Raw genomic sequence first — 16,345 nt, 5'->3', positions numbered from 1 at the left:
GGGCCGGTTGTGGACAACCCCGTGCCCCGGGCCGGCGACCCCGTCAGCCTCACGTACGGGTTCCCCTACGGGCTCGTACCTCTGGAGTCGGACATGGATCCAGCCGTCTGGGCTGACGATTCATGTGGCCTGCGCCACTACCGTCGATGACGTGACTGTGATCGCGACCGAAAGCCTGAGCAAGCGGTTCCCCAAGGTGACCGCGCTTGACCGGCTCTCGTTGGACATCGGCCCCGGCGTGACCGGGCTGGTGGGCGCCAACGGAGCCGGCAAGTCCACGTTGATCAAGATCCTGCTGGGTCTCTCGCCCGCCACGGAGGGCACCGCCGCCGTGCTCGGCCTGGACGTGGCCACCAGCGGCAGCGCCATCCGCGAGCGGGTGGGCTACATGCCGGAGCACGACTGCCTGCCACCCGACGTCTCGGCCACCGAGTTCGTCGTGCACATGGCGCGCATGTCGGGCCTGCCGGCCACCGCGGCCCGCGAGCGAACCGCCGACACGCTGCGCCACGTGGGGCTCTACGAGGAGCGCTACCGGCCCATCGGCGGCTATTCGACCGGCATGAAGCAGCGGGTCAAGCTCGCCCAGGCGCTCGTCCACGACCCCCAGCTGGTCCTGCTCGACGAGCCGACCAACGGCCTCGACCCGGTCGGCCGCGACGAGATGCTCGGCCTGATCCGCCGCATCCACACCGACTTCGGCATCTCGGTCCTGGTCACCTCGCACCTCCTGGGCGAGCTGGAGCGCACCTGCGACCACGTGGTGGTCATCGACGGCGGCCAACTGCTCCGCTCCAGCTCCACCAGCGACTTCACCCAGATCACCACCACCCTCGCGGTCGAGGTCACCGACTCCGACACCCACCCCGACGGCACGGAGGCGGTGCGCAAGGCGCTCACCGAGGCCGGGCTCACGCTGCACGCGGGCGTCGAGGACGGACTGCCGGGCGCCGGCCACATCCTCCTCATCGAGGCCACCGGCGAGGACACCTACGACACGGTCCGCGACACCGTGGCCCACCTGGGCCTCGGTCTCGTACGGATGGAACAGCGCCGTCACCACATCGCCGAGGTGTTCCAGACCCCGGCGCAGGAGCCGGTCTCCGAACGCGCCGCCGCATGGGCAGCCACCGCGGCCGGCGCCGAGCAGAAGGGAGGCGGCCGCGATGGCAACTGACAGCGCCCAGACCCAGATCCACAACATCGGCTACCGCAACTACGACGGGCCGCGGCTCGGCCGGGCCTACGCCCGCCGCTCGCTCTTCTCGCAGTCCCTGCGCGGCGCGTACGGCCTGGGCCGCAGCGCCAAGTCCAAGGTGCTTCCGATGCTGCTGTTCGCGGTGATGTGCGTGCCCGCGGCCATCATGGTCGCGGTCGCCGTCGCCACCAAGGCCAACGACCTGCCGGTGCAGTACACGCGGTACGCGATCTTCCTCCAGGCCGTCATCGGGCTGTTCATCGCGGCCCAGGCGCCCCAGACCGTCTCGCGCGACCTGCGCTTCAAGACGGTGCCGCTGTACTTCTCGCGGCCGATCGAGCGCCTCGACTACGTCCTGGCCAAGTTCGCGGCCATGGCCTCGGCCCTGTTCATCATCACCGGCGCACCCCTGGTGATCCTGTACATCGGCTCCCTGCTCGCCAAACTCGACTTCGCGGACCAGACCAAGGGGTTCGCCCAGGGGCTGGTCTCGGTGGCACTGCTCTCGCTCCTCTTCGCGGGCCTCGGCCTGGTCATCGCCGCGCTGACGCCGCGCCGCGGCTTCGGAGTGGCCGCCGTGATCGCCGTCCTGACCGTCTCCTACGGAGCGGTCTCCGCGGTCCAGGCCATCGCCTTCAACCAGGGCTCCCCCGGAGCGGTCAAGTGGCTCGGCCTGTTCTCCCCCATCACGCTCATCGACGGCGTGCAGAGCGCGTTCCTCGGCGCGAGCTCCAACTTCCCCGGCGGCAACGGCCCGGGGTCGGGAGTCGGAGCGCTCTATCTGCTCGTCGTCCTCGCGCTGATCTACGGCTCGTACGCCGTGCTGATGCGCCGCTACCGGAAGGTCGGGCTGTGACCACCATCGACATCGACCACACCTCACGCTGGTTCGGCAACGTGGTGGCGGTCAACGACGTCACCATGACGGTCGGCCCGGGCGTCACCGGACTGCTCGGCCCCAACGGCGCCGGAAAGTCCACCCTCATCAACATGATGGGCGGTTTCCTCGCCCCCTCCACGGGAACGGTCACGCTCGACGGCGAGCAGATCTGGCGCAACGAGTCCGTCTACAAGAAGATCGGCATCGTCCCCGAACGGGAGGCCATGTACGACTTCCTCACGGGCCGCGAATTCGTCGTCGCCAACGCCGAGTTGCACGGCCTCGGCGCCCGCGAGGCCGGCCAGGCCCTGGCCACGGTCGAGATGGAGTACGCCCAGGACCGCAAGATCCAGACCTATAGCAAGGGCATGCGCCAGCGCGTCAAGATGGCCTCCGCCCTCGTCCACAACCCGTCGGTGCTGCTGCTCGACGAGCCGTTCAACGGCATGGACCCGCGCCAGCGCATGCAACTGATGGACCTGCTGCGGCGGATGGGCGCCGAGGGCCGCACGGTCCTGTTCTCCTCGCACATCCTCGAAGAGGTGGAGCAGCTCGCCTCGCACATCGAGGTCATCGTCGCCGGACGGCACGCGGCCAGCGGCGACTTCCGCAAGATCCGCCGCCTCATGACGGACCGCCCGCACCGCTATCTGATCCGCTCCAGCGACGACCGCGCGCTGGCCGCCGCCCTGATCGCCGACCCCTCGACCGCCGGGATCGAGGTGGACCTCAAGGAAGGCGCGCTGCGCATCCAGGCCGTCGACTTCGGCCGGTTCACCACGCTGCTCCCCCAGGTGGCCAAGGCGAACGGCATCCGTCTGCTGACGGTCTCGCCGTCCGACGAGTCCCTCGAATCCGTCTTCTCCTACCTCGTAGCGGCCTGAGCGCCTGAAAGGAGCGGTGACGTTCCCATGTACAACCCGACCGTCGCCCGGCTCACCTACCGGGCTCTGCTCGGCCGCCGCCGGGCCGCCATTCTCTTCGTCCTGCCCGCCCTGCTGATCGTGATCTCGGTGGCCGTGCGTTCCTTCAGCGGAGCCGACGACCAGGTCGCCGCCGACCTCCTCGGCAGCTTCGCGCTGGCCACGATGGTGCCGCTGATCGGCGTCATCGCCGGCACCGGCGCGATCGGCCCCGAGATCGACGACGGCTCGATCGTCTACCTGCTGGCCAAGCCGGTGAAGCGCTCGACGATCATCTTCACCAAGCTGATCGTCGCGATCGCCGTGACGATGGCGTTCTCCGCGATCCCGACGCTGATCGCCGGGTTCATCCTGAACGGCAACGGCCAGCAGATCGCGATCGCCTACACGGTGGCGGCCCTGGTCGCCTCCATCGCGTACGCCGCGGTCTTCCTGCTGCTCGGCACCGTCACCCGGCACGCCGTGGTCTTCGGCCTGGTGTACGCGCTGGTCTGGGAGTCGCTGTTCGGCAACCTGGTGCCGGGCGCACGCACCCTGAGTGTTCAGCAGTGGTCGCTCGCCCTGGCCCAGAGGATCGGCGAGAACGGCATGATCTCCTCCGACGTGGGCCTGCCGCTGGCGATCGTCCTCCTGGTGGGCGTGACCGCGGCGGCCACCTGGTACGCGGGCCAGAAGCTGCGCACCCTCAAGCTGGCCGGGGAGGAGTGACGGGGGTTCCCCGGACGGGGGCGGCGCCCGGCGACATCAACTGGTCGCCGGGCACTGCCTGTTGTGCAGCCGGGGGTCGGATACCTCCGGCCAACCCATCTCCGGCTACCTACCTCCGGCGCTTGCGACGCGGATGAGGGGGATGGGGGAGCCGCCGCTGGATGTCGGCGACGTCCTCGGAGAGATCGGTGAGCCGGACGCTCATGGCGCCGACCACGCGGTTGGTGGCGTCGAGCCGGCGGTCTACGGATTCCAGTCGTCGGCCCGCGGATTCGAGGCGGTGGTCCACAGCTTCCAGCCGTCGGTCCACGCCCTCCAGGCGACCGTCCACGACTTCGAGCCGCCGGTCCATCGCTTCCATGCGGTGATCCATCGCCGCCATCCGATGGTCCATCGCCTCCAGCCGCACCGACATGCGGCTCAGCACCGGACCGAGCTCCTGGAGCGCGGGCCCGATCTGGGCCTTGGAGCCCTCCAGGTTGGTGACCCGGAGGTCCAGACCGTCATAGCGGGGGTCGCTCGCGATGACGGTCCTGGGGGTTTCCTCGGTGTCGAGGAGATAGGTACGCACACACCGCGCTACTTCGCTGTCGCGAAGAAGCATGGCTATGTTGAGGACGGCTCGGCGGGTGAGGAGCCTGAGGTGTGCCCGGCCCTGTGGATAACTCCGGGGCGTGCCGTCTTCTGAAATGGCCAAGTTGGCCATTTCAAAGGCTTGCAGCTCAGCACCCTTGAGAGTGCGCAGTCCGTTGGTGTCGAGTTCGTCGCGGTGCCGCTTGACGACGCTGTTGACGGCCTCTGTGGGTACGACGAAGTACGTTGCGACGCCCTCTGTGGACAAGTGGACGCCGTCAGGTAGCAACCGCAACGCCTTGACCTTCTCCAGGACGTCGACGCGTCCCAGATGGTCGGCGCGCAGGGTGCGCGATTCGAGTAGAGCGACTTCGGACGGCATGGTCGGCCTTCCGTTCATGGTCGTTGGTGCATGACTTGGACGCCCAATCCCCGGGCTGCAGGGGTGGAGGTCCGCTCATCTACGCCACTGACTCAATGACCGGTTCTTGTACCGCGACCGGCAATCCCCAAATTCACGAAAGGTACGACGCCACTAACCCCAGTTGCCTCCACGCACGTTGGACAACAAGCGGACTTTCGTACAGGTCACGCATCCGGGGAACAGATGTTGGGAACTGACGTTTCGCCAGGCTGCCCGAGCCCCGCCGGGCGGAGCTCGGCCCGCCTAGACCGTCCGGTCCCGCGCCGCGAAGAGTCCCACCGCCAGCGCCGCCGCGCACACGCCGAGTACGAGAGCGATCGGTACCGTCCAGCCGCCCGTCGCCTGGCGGACCGCGCCCGCGGTCAGAGGGCCGACGGCGGCCAGCAGGTAGCCGATCGTCTGGGCCATGCCGGAGAGGCGGGCCGCCGTGTGGGCGTCGCCGGATCGGAGCACGATCATCGTCAGGGCCAGGCCCACCGCGCCGCCCTGCCCGATGCCCAGGACCGCCGCCCACAGCCAGGCGCCGCTCACCGGGGCGACCAGCAGACCCGCGTAACCGGCCGCGACCATCGAGGTGACCAGCACGATCAGTGGGCGCTGGCTGCGCATCCGGCCGGCCAGGAGCGGCACGCCGAACGCGCCGGCCACCTGGATCAGGTTGTTGAACGCGAAGATCACGCCCGCCGTGGAGCGGCTCATCCCGTGGTCCGTGAAGATCGTCGGCATCCAGGCGATCAGCACGTACGACCAGAGCGACTGGAGCCCCATGAACAGGGTGACCTGCCAGGCGAGGGCCGAGCGCCACACGCTCTTTCGGGCAGGAGCAGAAGCCGCGGGCGTCGCCACCCGTACCTCGTGGCCCGTACGGCCACGGGCGATCAGGACCTGGGGCAGCCAGGCGACGGCGGCGAGGACCGCGAGCAGCGACCACACCGCCAGCGAGGCCTCCCAGCTGCCGCCGAACGCCTTCTCCAACGGCACCGACGAGGCGGCCACCAGCGTTGCGCCCGCGATCATCGCGCCGGTGTAGACCGACGTCATGGACGCTGCCTTGTCCGGGAAGTCCCGCTTGATCAGGCCGGGCATCAGCACGTTGAGCAGGGCTATCGCCGTGCCGACGAGTACGCCGCCGCCGTACAGCGCGACCGTCGAGGGCGCCACCCGCACCAGGATGCCGACAGCCAGGAGCAGCAGGGCGAACAGCAGCACCGGCTCGCTCCCGAAGCGGCGGGCCAGCCAGGGTGCCACCAGCGCGCCGAGCCCCAGGAAGAGCACCGGCACCGAGGTCACCAGGCTGCTCGCCGTCGACGACAGGCCGAACGACTGGCTGATCTCGCTCACCAGCGGCGACACGCTGGCCAGCGCCGCCCGCATGTTCACCGACGCCAGCACGATCCCGACCAGCAGCACCACCGGATGCGCGAGCAGCGCCCGCCGCGCGGCGGCGCCCTGTGGCGAGGGCCGTACATCGGCCTCGGCATCGGGCAACAGCAGGCGATCAGCATCCGGGCGTGACAAAACAAGCACCTTTCTCAGACGTCGAACTTCGAATGTCGAGCATCGAAGGTCGAGCTTCGGACTCCGACCGTTGACGGTCAGATGTGGAATTTCAGATATCGGATTTCAGATTTCGGTCGTCGACTCGCGCCACCCGGTCACCCGGTCGTCGACTCGCGCGTCCGGTCGTCGACCCCCGTCACGGGGACCTCACCCGCTCCGCCGGGCCGCCACCGCCCGCACCGCCTCCAGCGGCTTGCGCAGCAGTTCGCGTACCGCCTGCTCGGCCGCCGCGGGGTCGCCGCTCTCGATCGCGTCGACCAGCGCCTCGTGGGTGTCGAGGTCGATCGCGGGCATCTCCTCGTCGCGCAGCGAGGTGATCAGGCTTTCGTGGACCTGCACCGAGAAGAACCGGTAGACCTCGATGAACGCCGGGTTGTGCGTGGCCTGCACGACGCCCATGTGGAACGCCATGTCGGCGTCGGCGGCGCGGTCGCCGTGTTCGCGCAGGGTCTGGAGTGCGCCGCGCAGGGCCACCATGTCGGCGGTGTCCCGGCGTTCGGCGGCGAGCCGGGCAGCCTCGGCCTCCAATGCGACGCGGAGTTCGAGTACGTCAAGGGCGTCGGCGGCCCGGATTCCCTGGAGGACCGCGGAGGGGTCGGCCGTGGAGCGTACGAACGTGCCGTTGCCCTGGCGTGATTCGAGCAGCCCGGCGTGCACCAGGACGCGTACCGCCTCACGGACCGTGTTGCGACCGACGGCCAGCTGCTCGGCGAGCTCGTGCTCGGTCGGAATGCGGTCGTCGACCGCCCACTCGCCGTTGGTCAGCTGGGCCTTCAGCTGATCGACCACGGTGTCCACCAGGGACTGCCGTCCCGCCGTACGAAGAGCCACGTCGCCCACTCCATTCACCCGGTTGCCCAGTCATCCTACAACTGGACTCATCCCGAAACCGCAGTCGTCCTACAACTGCCTCTTAGTGGAGGTTTCATCCTCTATTGGCCTGGAATGCGGCGGTCCTGATGGGGTGTCAGTGTGAGGTGAGTGCTGTCCGGGGCTGATGGTGCGTGAGGAGGCCAGGCGGACGCGGCAGTAACTCCTGCTTGCCTGAGTTTGCCGCCTTGCTTCTGTCTCATTCGGAGATGCCCTGGTTCACCCGGGAGTTACGGGGTGCTTCTTCGCGCCCCTGGCGGCCGGTTCCGCAACGCGGTACGCCGGAGGCATGGACGAACGCAGGCCGTACAACAGCGATCTCTCCGATGACCGGTGGGCCCTGGTGGAACCGGAGTTGACCGCGTGGCGCGCGAAGCGCCGGGAGAACGGCATCCCGGGCGGGCGGAAGCCGAAGTACCCGCTGCGGGATCTGCTGGACGCGATCTTGTACGTGGACCGCACCGGCATCCCCTGGCGCTACCTGCCCCACGACTTCCCGCCCTGGGAGACCGCCTATCACTACTTCGCGTGGTGGCGGGACGAGGGTGTCTTCGTGAAGCTGAACGGGCTGCTGCGGCACCGGTTGCGCGAGGAGGCCGGGCGGCAGGCGGAGCCCAGTGCGGGGATCATCGACGCGCAGAGCGTGAAGACCGGACACACCGTCCCCGCGGCCACTCAGGGCACGGACGCCGCGAAGAAGATCGTCGGGAGGAAGCGCAGCATTCTGACCGACACGCTCGGACTGCTGCTGTTTGTACTGGTCACCGCCGCCAGCGTGCAGGACTCCACCGCCGGCACACCCCTGATCGAGTACGCCGCGCGAGCCCGCGGGCGGCTGCGCAAGATCTGGGTCGACGGCGGCTACCGCCAGCACCTCGTCGAAAGCGCCGCCCGACTGGGAATCGACCTTGAAATCGTCCAACGCAAGCCTGGGACCAGGGGATTCGCTCCAATTCCACACCGCTGGCCGGTAGAGCGAACCTTCGGTTGGATCATGATGCACCGCCGCCTCGCCCGCGACTACGAAACCCTGCCCACCAGCTCCGAAGCCATGATCTACCTCGCAATGATCGACACCATGGCCCGCCGGATCACGGGAGAAGCGGCCCCAACCTGGAGAAACCCGACCCCCCAGGATGAGACACCCCGCCCGAGATGAAACCTCCACTTACTTGCTCCTCAGAGTTTCGCGACATCATCTAGGGATGACGACCCTGCTCCACCGCGGCTCCGAGCGCTCGCGGCCGGTCCGGTCCTGGCTGCGCTCCACGCCCGGGACGCACATCTGGCTGCTGATCATCGCCATCACCAGCCTCGTCATCCAGCTCTCCACCCAGGGCCTGGAGCGCTTTCTGCTGCACCGCAACAGCAGCAACATCCACGAGCTGACCCGGCACCCCGTGCAGTCCCTCTTCACCAGCGCGTTCTGGATCGAGAACCCGTCCTCGCTCCTGCTCTACCTGGTGCTCTTCGAGGTCGTCCACGGCACGGTGGAGCGCTGGCTCGGCACGCTGCGCTGGCTGTGCACCGTCGTCGTCGGGCATGTGGTGGCGACCCTGATCAGCCAGGAGTACGTGCTGTGGTCGATCCAGAACCAGCACCTGCCCAAGCGGCTCGCGCACGCCATGTCGCACGTCGTGGACATCGGGGTCAGCTACGGGCTCGCCGCGTCGGCCGGCATCCTCGTCTACAGGCTGCCGTATCCCTGGCGCTGGCTATACCTCGTAGGGGTGACCGGTTTCTTCGGCATCCCGCTCGCCACCGGCGGTACGTTCACCGACCTCGGCCATGTGACCGCGCTGTTCATCGGCTTCGCCTGCTATCCGCTGACCCGGGGCGTGCCCACGCGAAATTCAGTGGCGGCCAACGACCGTGCCGGGCACAGTAGTTGAGGCAGCCGCGCGCGGCAGACGCGGGCCCGCCGGACGGGGGAAAGAGCACGACGAGGGCGGTTCGTACGAGTCCGAAGAGGACCGTACGGACGAGCCCGTCGCGCTCCCGGCAGGGCCGCGCGGGGCATCGGAGCAGCACCGACGACTCCGACGGGCCGCCCGCGAGCGGCTGCCCGGGGCGGCCGCTTCGAGCGCGCATCAGCGCGAGGCCGCCCCTCCCACATGGGTAAGGGGCGCCCGCAATGGCGGACGCCCCTTACCCATGCCAACTCGTGCCCCAAGAGCGGCGTTTACTGCACGTGCTTAGGGCCGGGCCCCAGGGCTTCACGGCCTCAACGCTGGAGCAGCTGCTCCAGGACGACCGCGATGCCGTCGTCCTCGTTCGACGCGGTGATCTCGTGGGCCACGGCCTTCAGTTCGTCGTGGGCGTTGGCCATCGCCACGCCGTGCTGGGCCCAGCCGAACATCGGGATGTCGTTCGGCATGTCCCCGAACGCGATCGTGTCCGCCGCCTTGCAGCCGAGCCGGCGTGCGGCCAGCGAGAGCCCGGTCGCCTTGCTGAGGCCCAGCGGCAGCAGCTCCACGACGCCCGCGCCCGCCATCACCACGTCCACCAGGCTGCCGACCACCTGCCGCGTGATCTTCGCCAGCGCATCGTCGTCGTACCCGGGGTGCTGGATGTAGACCTTGTTCAGCGGCGCCGCCCACAGCTCGGCGAGGTCCTCGAAGGACCGGACCGGCAGCGGGCCCTCCTGGACCTGGTAGCCGGGGCCGACCAGGACCTCGCCGTCGATGCCGTCGCGGCTCGCGGCGAGCGCCAGCGGGCCGATCTCCGCCTCGACCTTGGACAGCGCGAGCCCGGCGAGCTGGCGGTCGAGCGTCACCGACGTAAGCAGCCGGTGCTCACCCGCGTGGTAGACCTGCGCGCCCTGCCCGCACACCGCGAGGCCCTCGTAGCCGAGGTCGTCGAGGATGTGCCGGGTCCAGGGCACCGAACGGCCGGTCACCACGATGTGCGCGGCGCCCGCTTCGGTGGCCGCGGCCAGCGCGTCACGGGTGCGCCGCGAGACCGACTCGTCGGAGCGCAGCAGCGTCCCGTCCAGGTCGGTCGCGATCAGCTTGTACGGGAACGGGCGCCCCACGGTGGTGCTCACTTGGAGATCGGCTCCAGGACCTCTCGGCCGCCCAGGTACGGACGCAGCACGGCCGGGACCCGCACCGAGCCGTCGGCCTGCTGGTGGTTCTCCAGGATCGCCACGATGGTGCGCGGGACCGCGCACAGCGTGCCGTTCAGGGTGGACAGCGGGGCGACCTTGCTCTTGCCCTCGCTGGTGTCGCGCATGCGGACCGACAGGCGCCGGGCCTGGAAGCCGTCGCAGTTGGAGGCCGAGGTGAGCTCGCGGTACTTGCCCTGGGTCGGGATCCACGCCTCGCAGTCGAACTTGCGCGAGGCCGAGGAGCCGAGGTCGCCGGTGGCGACGTCGATCACCTGGAAGGGCAGTTCGAGGCCGGTCAGCCACTGCTTCTCCCAGTCCAGGAGCCGCTTGTGCTCGTTCTCGGCGTCGTCCGGGTGGACGTAGGAGAACATCTCGACCTTGTCGAACTGGTGGACCCGGAAGATGCCCCGGGTGTCCTTGCCGTACGTGCCGGCCTCGCGGCGGAAGCACGGCGAGAAGCCGGCGTAGCGCAGCGGCAGCTTGTCCGCGTCGATGATCTCGTCCATGTGGTACGCCGCGAGCGGGACCTCGGAGGTGCCGACCAGGTAGTAGTCGTCCTTCTCCAGGTGGTACACGTTCTCGGCGGCCTGGCCGAGGAAGCCGGTGCCCTCCATGGCGCGCGGGCGGACCAGCGCCGGCGTCAGCATCGGGATGAACCCGGCCTCGGTCGCCTGCGCGATCGCCGCGTTGACCAGGGCGAGCTCCAGGAGCGCGCCGACACCGGTCAGGTAGTAGAAGCGCGAGCCCGACACCTTGGCGCCGCGCTCGACGTCGATGGCGCCCAGCGCCTCGCCGAGCTCCAGGTGGTCCTTGGGCTCGAAGCCCTCGGCGCCGAAGTCGCGGATGGTGCCGTGCGTCTCCAGGACGACGAAGTCCTCCTCGCCGCCGACCGGCACGTCCGTGTGGACGATGTTGCCGAGCTGGAGGAGCAGCTGCTTGGCCTGCTCGTCGGCCTCGTTCTGCGCGGCCTCCGCTGCCTTGACGTCGGTCTTGAGCTGCTCGGCCTTCTTCAGGAGCTCGGCGCGCTCATCCGGCGTGGCCTTGGGGATGAGCTTGCCGAGCGACTTCTGCTCGGAGCGCAGCTCGTCGAAGCGGAGGCCCGAGGACCTGCGCAGCTCGTCGGCGGAGAGCAGGGCGTCGACGAGGGCGACGTCCTCTCCACGGGCGCGCTGGGAGGCGCGAACACGGTCGGGGTCCTCACGGAGCAGGCGAAGGTCAATCACCCCTCCAGGCTACCGGTGCGGACTCCCGGCACCCCACCGGATATCCCCCGCGCCCGCCACCAGCGTGTCGCTTTGTCCGAATTGACCGGATTGGGAAATCTGGCCCGGGAATTCCCGCGCCGGATGTCCGGCGGGTGTCAATGAAATCGCCGCTATTCCCCGAAAAGGGGCGCTTTCCGGGTCACTGTTGACCGACTCCCTTGCTGTGCACAGGACTTGTCCACAGAAGCGCACACCCCGGGAAACTTATCCACAGGCTGTGCGGTGGATCTGTGGACCGCGGAAGAGATCGTTCCGAAAGCCGCATGCTGGGCCGAGGTTTCCCCTCTCAAACCCGTTCCACACACTCATTCGGGTGGGAATTGCTCGCTCTAAAGAGTTGATCACTGGAATTGAGGTGACAGAGGATGCCCTGGCGGCCTGTGGACTGATGTGTCGTCACTAGAGGGATTTGTCGACTGTGTCCGGTTGTGTTGTCGACTTACCCACAGGTCGAGAAGTGAGCCTGTGGATAACTTTGTGGACAACGAAAATCAGCAGGTAGGACCGGACGCCGGGCGGGTGCGGGGCTGGGGACAGTGCCGTCACGCGCCCCTGTGGCCCTGGCCTACGCGCGGCCGTCCTGGCAGCGGGCCAGCCACTCCGCCGCCTCGACGAACTCCGCGTCCGAGGTTCCCGCCCGCAGCGCCCGTACGTCGTCGAGCGTCACCTCCGCCCTCGGGTACGAGCCGAGGAAGCGGACCTCGGGGCAGATCCGCCGCAGCCCCATCAGGGCCTCGCCCACCCGGCGCTCCGAGATGTGGCCCTCGGCGTCGATGGCGAAGCAGTAGTTGCCGATGCCCTGACCGGTCGGCCGGGACTGGAGCAGCATGAGGTTGACCCCGCGCACCGAGAACTCCTGGAGCAGTTCGAGGAGGGCGCCCGGGTGGTCCTCGCGCTGCCACAGGACCACCGAGGTCTTGTCCGCGCCGGTCGGCGCCGCGGGCCGGGCCGGGCGGCCGACGAGCACGAAGCGGGTCTGCGCGTTGACCGCGTCGTGGATGTCGGTGATCAGTGGTTCCAGGCCGTACGTCGCCGCCGCGAACTCGCCCGCGAACGCCGCGTCGTAGCGCCCCTCCTGGACGAGGCGGGCGCCGTCCGCGTTGGAGGCGGACGACTCCCAGAGCGCCTCCGGCAGGTTGGCCTTCAGCCAGTTGCGGACCTGGGGCTGGGCGGCCGGGTGCGCGGTCACCGTCTTGATGTCCGTCAGCGTCGTCCCCGGGCGCACCAGGAGCGCGAACTTGATGGAGAGCAGCACCTCGCGGTAGATCATCAGAGGCTCGCCCGAGACCAGCTCGTCCAGGGTGGTGGTGATGCCGCCCTCCACCGAGTTCTCGATCGGGACCAGGGCCGCGGCCGCCTCCCCGCTGCGCACCGCGTCCAGGGCGGCCGGCACGGAGACCATCGGGACCAGTTCGCGGGTCGCGGCCTCGGGGAGCGTGCGCAGGGCGGCCTCGGTGAACGTGCCCTCGGGACCCAGATAGGTGTATCGCGTGGCGGACATGCACGTCACACTAATGGCCCGAAGTCACCGGCACCCACCGCTCACGCCGACCGGCAGCCCGCTTGCGGCGAACCGTTCCGGCGGGCCGGCCCCCGTCACGACTCCAGCAGCCGCTGCCCCACGTACTCGCCCGCCCGCGGCCCGCCCGGCACCGCGAACAGGCCGCTCGCCTCGTGGCGCAGGAACGGGGACAGCGCGTCCCCCCGGTCGAGCTTGCGCTGCACCGGTACGAAGCCCTTGACCGGGTCGGCCTGCCAGGCGACGAAGAGCAGGCCCGCGTCCGGGGTCCCGTCCGCCGCGATGCCGTCGTGGTACGAGAAGGCGCGCCGCAGCATGGCCGCGCCGCCGTTCTGCTCGGGGGCGGCGATGCGGGCGTGGGCGTTCTCCGGGATGACCAGCTTGCCGTCCGGGCCGAACTTGTCGAGCTGCATCTTCGTCGTCTCCGTACCCCCCGAAAGAGGGGCGCCGTTCGACTTCTTGCGGCCGATCACCTGCTCCTGTTCGGGGAGCGGCAGCTTCTCCCAGGTGTCCAGGAGCATCCGGATCCGGCGCACGACCGCGTACGAGCCGCCCGCCATCCACGCGGGCTGCGCGGTGTCCGGCACGAAGATGCGCTGCTCGAAGTCGGCGTCGGCGGGTTTGGGGTTGCCGGTGCCGTCGATCTGGCCCATCAGATTGCGGGCGGTCATCGGCTTCTGGGTGGCGCCCGGGGTGCGGTTGAAGCCGTTCATCTGCCAGCGCACCTTCGCCGCGGAGCCCGCGTCCTGCTGGATCGCGCGCAGCGCGTGGAAGGCGACCAGGGCGTCGTCCGCGCCGATCTGCACCCACAGGTCGCCGTTCGAGCGCTTGGGGTCGAGCTGGTCGGAGGAGAAGTCGGGCAGCGGGTCCAGCTGTGCGGGGCGCCGGCCGGCCAGCTGCGTACGGTCGAAGAAGCTGTGGCCGAAGCCGAAGGTGACGGTCAGCGAGGACGGGCCCGCGTCCAGGGCCACACCGGTGTCGCCGCTGCTCGCGGGCTCGCCCGCCATCAGCGACTTGGCCGTCGCCGACCAGCGCCGCATCAGCGCGGCCGCCTCCTTGCGCCCGGCGCCGGGGGCCAGGTCGAAGGCGATGAGATGGCCGGTGGACTGAAGCGGAGTGGAGATCCCCGCTTGATGTTTCCCGTGAAACATCACCTCCGTGGAACCGACCGACGTCAACGGGCTTGTGGAATCCGGGGATTCGACGGCGGCGTACACCCCGGCTCCGCCCGCGGCGCCCAGCGCCAGACCGGCCACGCCGACTCCGCCCACGGTGCCGAGCAGCTTGCGGCGGGAGATGTCGAGGACGGGTTCGGCGGAAGCGGCCGAAGCCCGATCGGAGTTCTTGGTCTCGCTCATGTCAGTTCTACTCAGCCGATCTTGACGTTCTTGTCCATGGTGGTCTCGTCGATCTCCGAGGTGCGTACGGTCACCGAGATCTGCCAGTCACCCGCCATCGGGATCTGGACTCCGCTCGCCTTCCACTGCCCGGCGGTGACGCGGTCGGGCACGACGGGCAGCGGCCCCACCGACTTCGCGGCCAGCGTGAAGGAGACCTTCACCTCGGGGGCGTCCTTGGGCTTGCCCGCCGGGTCCTCCAGGGAGACCTGCAGGTCGTTGGAGCCGGTGCGGCCCGGGTCGAGGGTGAGCTCGACGGTGCCCTTGCCGTTCTGGCCGCCGGTGTCGAACGGCAGCCGGATGTCGACGGGCCGGTCCGCGACGGCGACCTGGGACCCGGCCTTCGCCTTGTCCACCGCCTCCTGGGTGCGGGCCGGCTCGGTCGAGGTCAGCACGGTGGTCACGGCGAGCAGCACCACGGCGATGCCGGCCTCGGCGAGAACCGTGCGGCGCAGCCCGGTCCGCTCGGGGTCGGCGTCCCGGATCCGCTTCTCGCGGGCGGTGCTCAACGCGGCCTGCTGGCGCGCGAGTTGGGCGGCCCGCTTGGCGTCCTTGCCGTCGTCGGGGACGGTGACGGGCTCCGGCTCGCTCGCGTGCTGCTCGACGACCAGGGCGGCGTCGGCCTCCGGCGCGGTGTGCTCGGAGAGGCGCGCGGTCCAGCGTCGGGAGACCGAGGCGGTCCCGACGAGGACCGCGATCAGGCCGACCTTCACGAGGAGCAGCTGCCCATAGGCGGTGTCGACCAGGGCCGACCAGGTGCCGACCTGCCGCCAGGACTGGTAGACGCCGGTCGCGGCGAGGACCGCCACGCTCCAGAACGCGATCCGCGAGAACCGCAGGACGGCCGCGCGCTCGATGCCCGGGGAGCGGTAGAGGACGACGAGGAGGGTGATGAGCCCGCCGAGCCAGGTCGCCACGGCCAGGAGGTGCAGTACGTCGACGGGCATGGCGATGCCCGGCTGGAGTCCGGTCGAGGCGTGCTCGGCGAGCGCCCAGGTCGCGGCGAGACCGGCGGCGACCACGGCTCCGCCGATGGCCAGGCCGAAGGTGAGGTCCTTCTTCTCGTCCTTCTCGGTCTCGTCGTCCCGCTTGGCGTACGCGCCGAACAGGACGGAAACGAACAGGGCGGCGGCGCCGAGCAGCAGCAGCCGGGAGATGAGCGCGGCGCCCGGCTTGGTCTCCAGGACGGCCCGCAGACCGTTCAGGTCGAAGGCGTCGGAGAGTTTCCCGGAGCCGGTGTAGGGCGTGCGGAGCAGCAGCATCGCGAGGGTGGCCGCGGTCATGGTGAGCCAGCCGCCGACGACGACCCGCTGCACCGGCCCCACCGTCGCCCCGCGCCGCCAGCACGCGAGCACGAAGGCCGCGCCGCCGGTGAGCAGCACGAAGCCGCCGTACGCCGCGTAGCGCGCGATGCCGTAGAGGGCGCCGACGAGGCCGCCGCCGACCTCCTGGGTGGGGACGACCGTGGCGGTCGCGGAGGGGGCGCCGATGGAGAAGGTGAAGGCGCCGGAGACCGGGTGGCTGTCGGCGGAGATCGCCTGCCAGGCCACCGTGTAGGTGCCGTTGGGGATGCCGGTGCGCAGCCGGACGCCGTACTTGACGATGTCGCCGCTGCACAGGTTGACGAGTTCGGCGGTGTCGGAGCGCTTGCCCGTGGGGTCGAGGACCCGGATGGAGTTGGCGTCCAGGGCGACGCCCTCGGAGAACGTGAGGGCGACCTGGGCAGGGGCGGTGGCGACCACCGCCCCCTCCTTCGGGTCGCTGCCGGTCAGTGCGGCGTGCGCGGACGCGGGCACGGCGCCCGCGAAGAGCGCGCCGAGCAGCGCCACCGTGACGAGCAGCAGCCGGGTCAGGCCTCGGCTCGCGGTGGTTCGAAGGCGTGGGGCGGTGGCCGTCATGTCAGTCCCTCAAGTCCCTCT

14 protein-coding genes are annotated in these 16,345 nt (G+C 69.7%); 6 read left to right on the top strand and 8 right to left on the bottom strand.

Annotation, left to right across the window (positions count from 1 at the left end):
• Positions 1-157: 157 nt before the first annotated feature.
• The 4 genes from OHA17_RS19675 to OHA17_RS19660 are packed head-to-tail and all read left to right on the top strand — an operon-like array spanning position 158 to position 3,709.
• The gene (locus OHA17_RS19675; protein ID WP_406510765.1) at positions 158-1,177 is read left to right on the top strand and encodes an ABC transporter ATP-binding protein; all 1,020 of its coding nucleotides are present in this window, start codon (positions 158-160) and stop codon (positions 1,175-1,177) included.
• Positions 1,167-2,054, top strand: coding sequence for an ABC transporter permease (locus OHA17_RS19670; RefSeq protein ID WP_053724659.1), 888 nt, complete (start codon positions 1,167-1,169; stop codon positions 2,052-2,054). The genes OHA17_RS19675 and OHA17_RS19670 overlap by 11 nt, the downstream gene beginning before the upstream one ends.
• Positions 2,051-2,962 carry an ABC transporter ATP-binding protein gene (locus tag OHA17_RS19665; RefSeq protein ID WP_406507680.1) on the top strand — a complete coding sequence of 304 codons (912 nt, stop codon included), beginning with the start codon at positions 2,051-2,053 and terminating at the stop codon, positions 2,960-2,962. Before OHA17_RS19670 ends, OHA17_RS19665 begins: the two co-directional genes overlap by 4 nt.
• A 27-nt stretch (positions 2,963-2,989) precedes the next feature.
• On the top strand, positions 2,990-3,709 hold the full coding sequence (locus OHA17_RS19660; protein WP_406507679.1) for an ABC transporter permease: 720 nt from the start codon (positions 2,990-2,992) through the stop codon (positions 3,707-3,709).
• Positions 3,710-3,818: 109 nt separating this feature from the next.
• Here OHA17_RS19660 and OHA17_RS19655 read toward each other — a convergent pair whose 3' ends face one another.
• The 3 genes from OHA17_RS19655 to OHA17_RS19645 form a co-directional block, all read right to left on the bottom strand.
• On the bottom strand, positions 3,819-4,664 hold the full coding sequence (locus tag OHA17_RS19655) for a hypothetical protein (RefSeq protein WP_406507678.1): 846 nt from the start codon (positions 4,662-4,664) through the stop codon (positions 3,819-3,821).
• Between the two features lie 285 nt (positions 4,665-4,949).
• Entirely contained in the window at positions 4,950-6,194 is a 1,245-nt protein-coding gene (locus OHA17_RS19650; RefSeq protein ID WP_406507677.1) for a CynX/NimT family MFS transporter, read from the bottom strand.
• 219 nt (positions 6,195-6,413) lie between these two features.
• Positions 6,414-7,097: a FadR/GntR family transcriptional regulator gene (locus tag OHA17_RS19645; RefSeq protein WP_053729807.1), complete on the bottom strand. Its 684-nt coding sequence runs from the start codon at positions 7,095-7,097 to the stop codon at positions 6,414-6,416.
• Positions 7,098-7,425: 328 nt separating this feature from the next.
• Between OHA17_RS19645 and OHA17_RS19640 the strand changes: the two genes are divergently transcribed.
• Complete coding sequence (locus tag OHA17_RS19640) at positions 7,426-8,295, top strand: IS5 family transposase (protein WP_406507676.1); 870 nt, start codon at positions 7,426-7,428, stop codon at positions 8,293-8,295.
• Positions 8,296-8,341: 46 nt separating this feature from the next.
• Positions 8,342-9,028, top strand: coding sequence for a rhomboid-like protein (locus OHA17_RS19635; RefSeq protein ID WP_406507675.1), 687 nt, complete (start codon positions 8,342-8,344; stop codon positions 9,026-9,028).
• A 332-nt stretch (positions 9,029-9,360) separates the two neighbouring features.
• Here OHA17_RS19635 and OHA17_RS19630 read toward each other — a convergent pair whose 3' ends face one another.
• The 5 genes from OHA17_RS19630 to OHA17_RS19610 all read right to left on the bottom strand — a co-directional run bounded on the left by OHA17_RS19630 (position 9,361) and on the right by OHA17_RS19610 (position 16,324).
• Positions 9,361-10,182 carry an HAD family hydrolase gene (locus OHA17_RS19630; protein ID WP_406507674.1) on the bottom strand — a complete coding sequence of 274 codons (822 nt, stop codon included), beginning with the start codon at positions 10,180-10,182 and terminating at the stop codon, positions 9,361-9,363.
• Complete coding sequence (gene serS / locus OHA17_RS19625) at positions 10,179-11,468, bottom strand: serine--tRNA ligase (protein ID WP_053729809.1); 1,290 nt, start codon at positions 11,466-11,468, stop codon at positions 10,179-10,181. Before serS ends, OHA17_RS19630 begins: the two co-directional genes overlap by 4 nt.
• A gap of 607 nt (positions 11,469-12,075) precedes the next feature.
• The gene (gene pheA / locus OHA17_RS19620; RefSeq protein ID WP_406507673.1) at positions 12,076-13,011 is read right to left on the bottom strand and encodes a prephenate dehydratase; all 936 of its coding nucleotides are present in this window, start codon (positions 13,009-13,011) and stop codon (positions 12,076-12,078) included.
• 95 nt (positions 13,012-13,106) lie between these two features.
• Positions 13,107-14,387, bottom strand: coding sequence for an iron uptake transporter deferrochelatase/peroxidase subunit (efeB, locus tag OHA17_RS19615; protein WP_406507672.1), 1,281 nt, complete (start codon positions 14,385-14,387; stop codon positions 13,107-13,109).
• Between the two features lie 11 nt (positions 14,388-14,398).
• Positions 14,399-16,324, bottom strand: a complete 1,926-nt coding sequence (locus OHA17_RS19610) for a copper resistance CopC/CopD family protein (RefSeq protein ID WP_406507671.1) — start codon at positions 16,322-16,324, stop codon at positions 14,399-14,401.
• Positions 16,325-16,345: the final 21 nt, after the last annotated feature.

This window comes from Streptomyces sp. NBC_00212, from assembly GCF_045206365.1.
Taxonomy (GTDB): Bacteria; Actinomycetota; Actinomycetes; order Streptomycetales; family Streptomycetaceae; genus Streptomyces.
Note: the sequence above shows the minus strand (reverse complement) of the source record. Positions and strands in the feature narration are given on the sequence as shown.

Excerpts from the sequence above, each read along its gene's own strand:
- OHA17_RS19635 (WP_406507675.1), top strand. The coding sequence starts at position 8,342 with ATGACGACCCTGCTCCACCGCGGCTCCGAGCGCTCGCGGCCGGTCCGG.
- OHA17_RS19660 (WP_406507679.1), top strand. The coding sequence starts at position 2,990 with ATGTACAACCCGACCGTCGCCCGGCTCACCTACCGGGCTCTGCTCGGC.
- OHA17_RS19610 (WP_406507671.1), bottom strand. The coding sequence starts at position 16,324 with ATGACGGCCACCGCCCCACGCCTTCGAACCACCGCGAGCCGAGGCCTG.
- efeB (WP_406507672.1), bottom strand. The coding sequence starts at position 14,387 with ATGAGCGAGACCAAGAACTCCGATCGGGCTTCGGCCGCTTCCGCCGAA.
- OHA17_RS19655 (WP_406507678.1), bottom strand. The coding sequence starts at position 4,664 with ATGCCGTCCGAAGTCGCTCTACTCGAATCGCGCACCCTGCGCGCCGAC.
- pheA (WP_406507673.1), bottom strand. The coding sequence starts at position 13,011 with ATGTCCGCCACGCGATACACCTATCTGGGTCCCGAGGGCACGTTCACC.
- OHA17_RS19640 (WP_406507676.1), top strand. The coding sequence starts at position 7,426 with ATGGACGAACGCAGGCCGTACAACAGCGATCTCTCCGATGACCGGTGG.
- OHA17_RS19670 (WP_053724659.1), top strand. The coding sequence starts at position 1,167 with ATGGCAACTGACAGCGCCCAGACCCAGATCCACAACATCGGCTACCGC.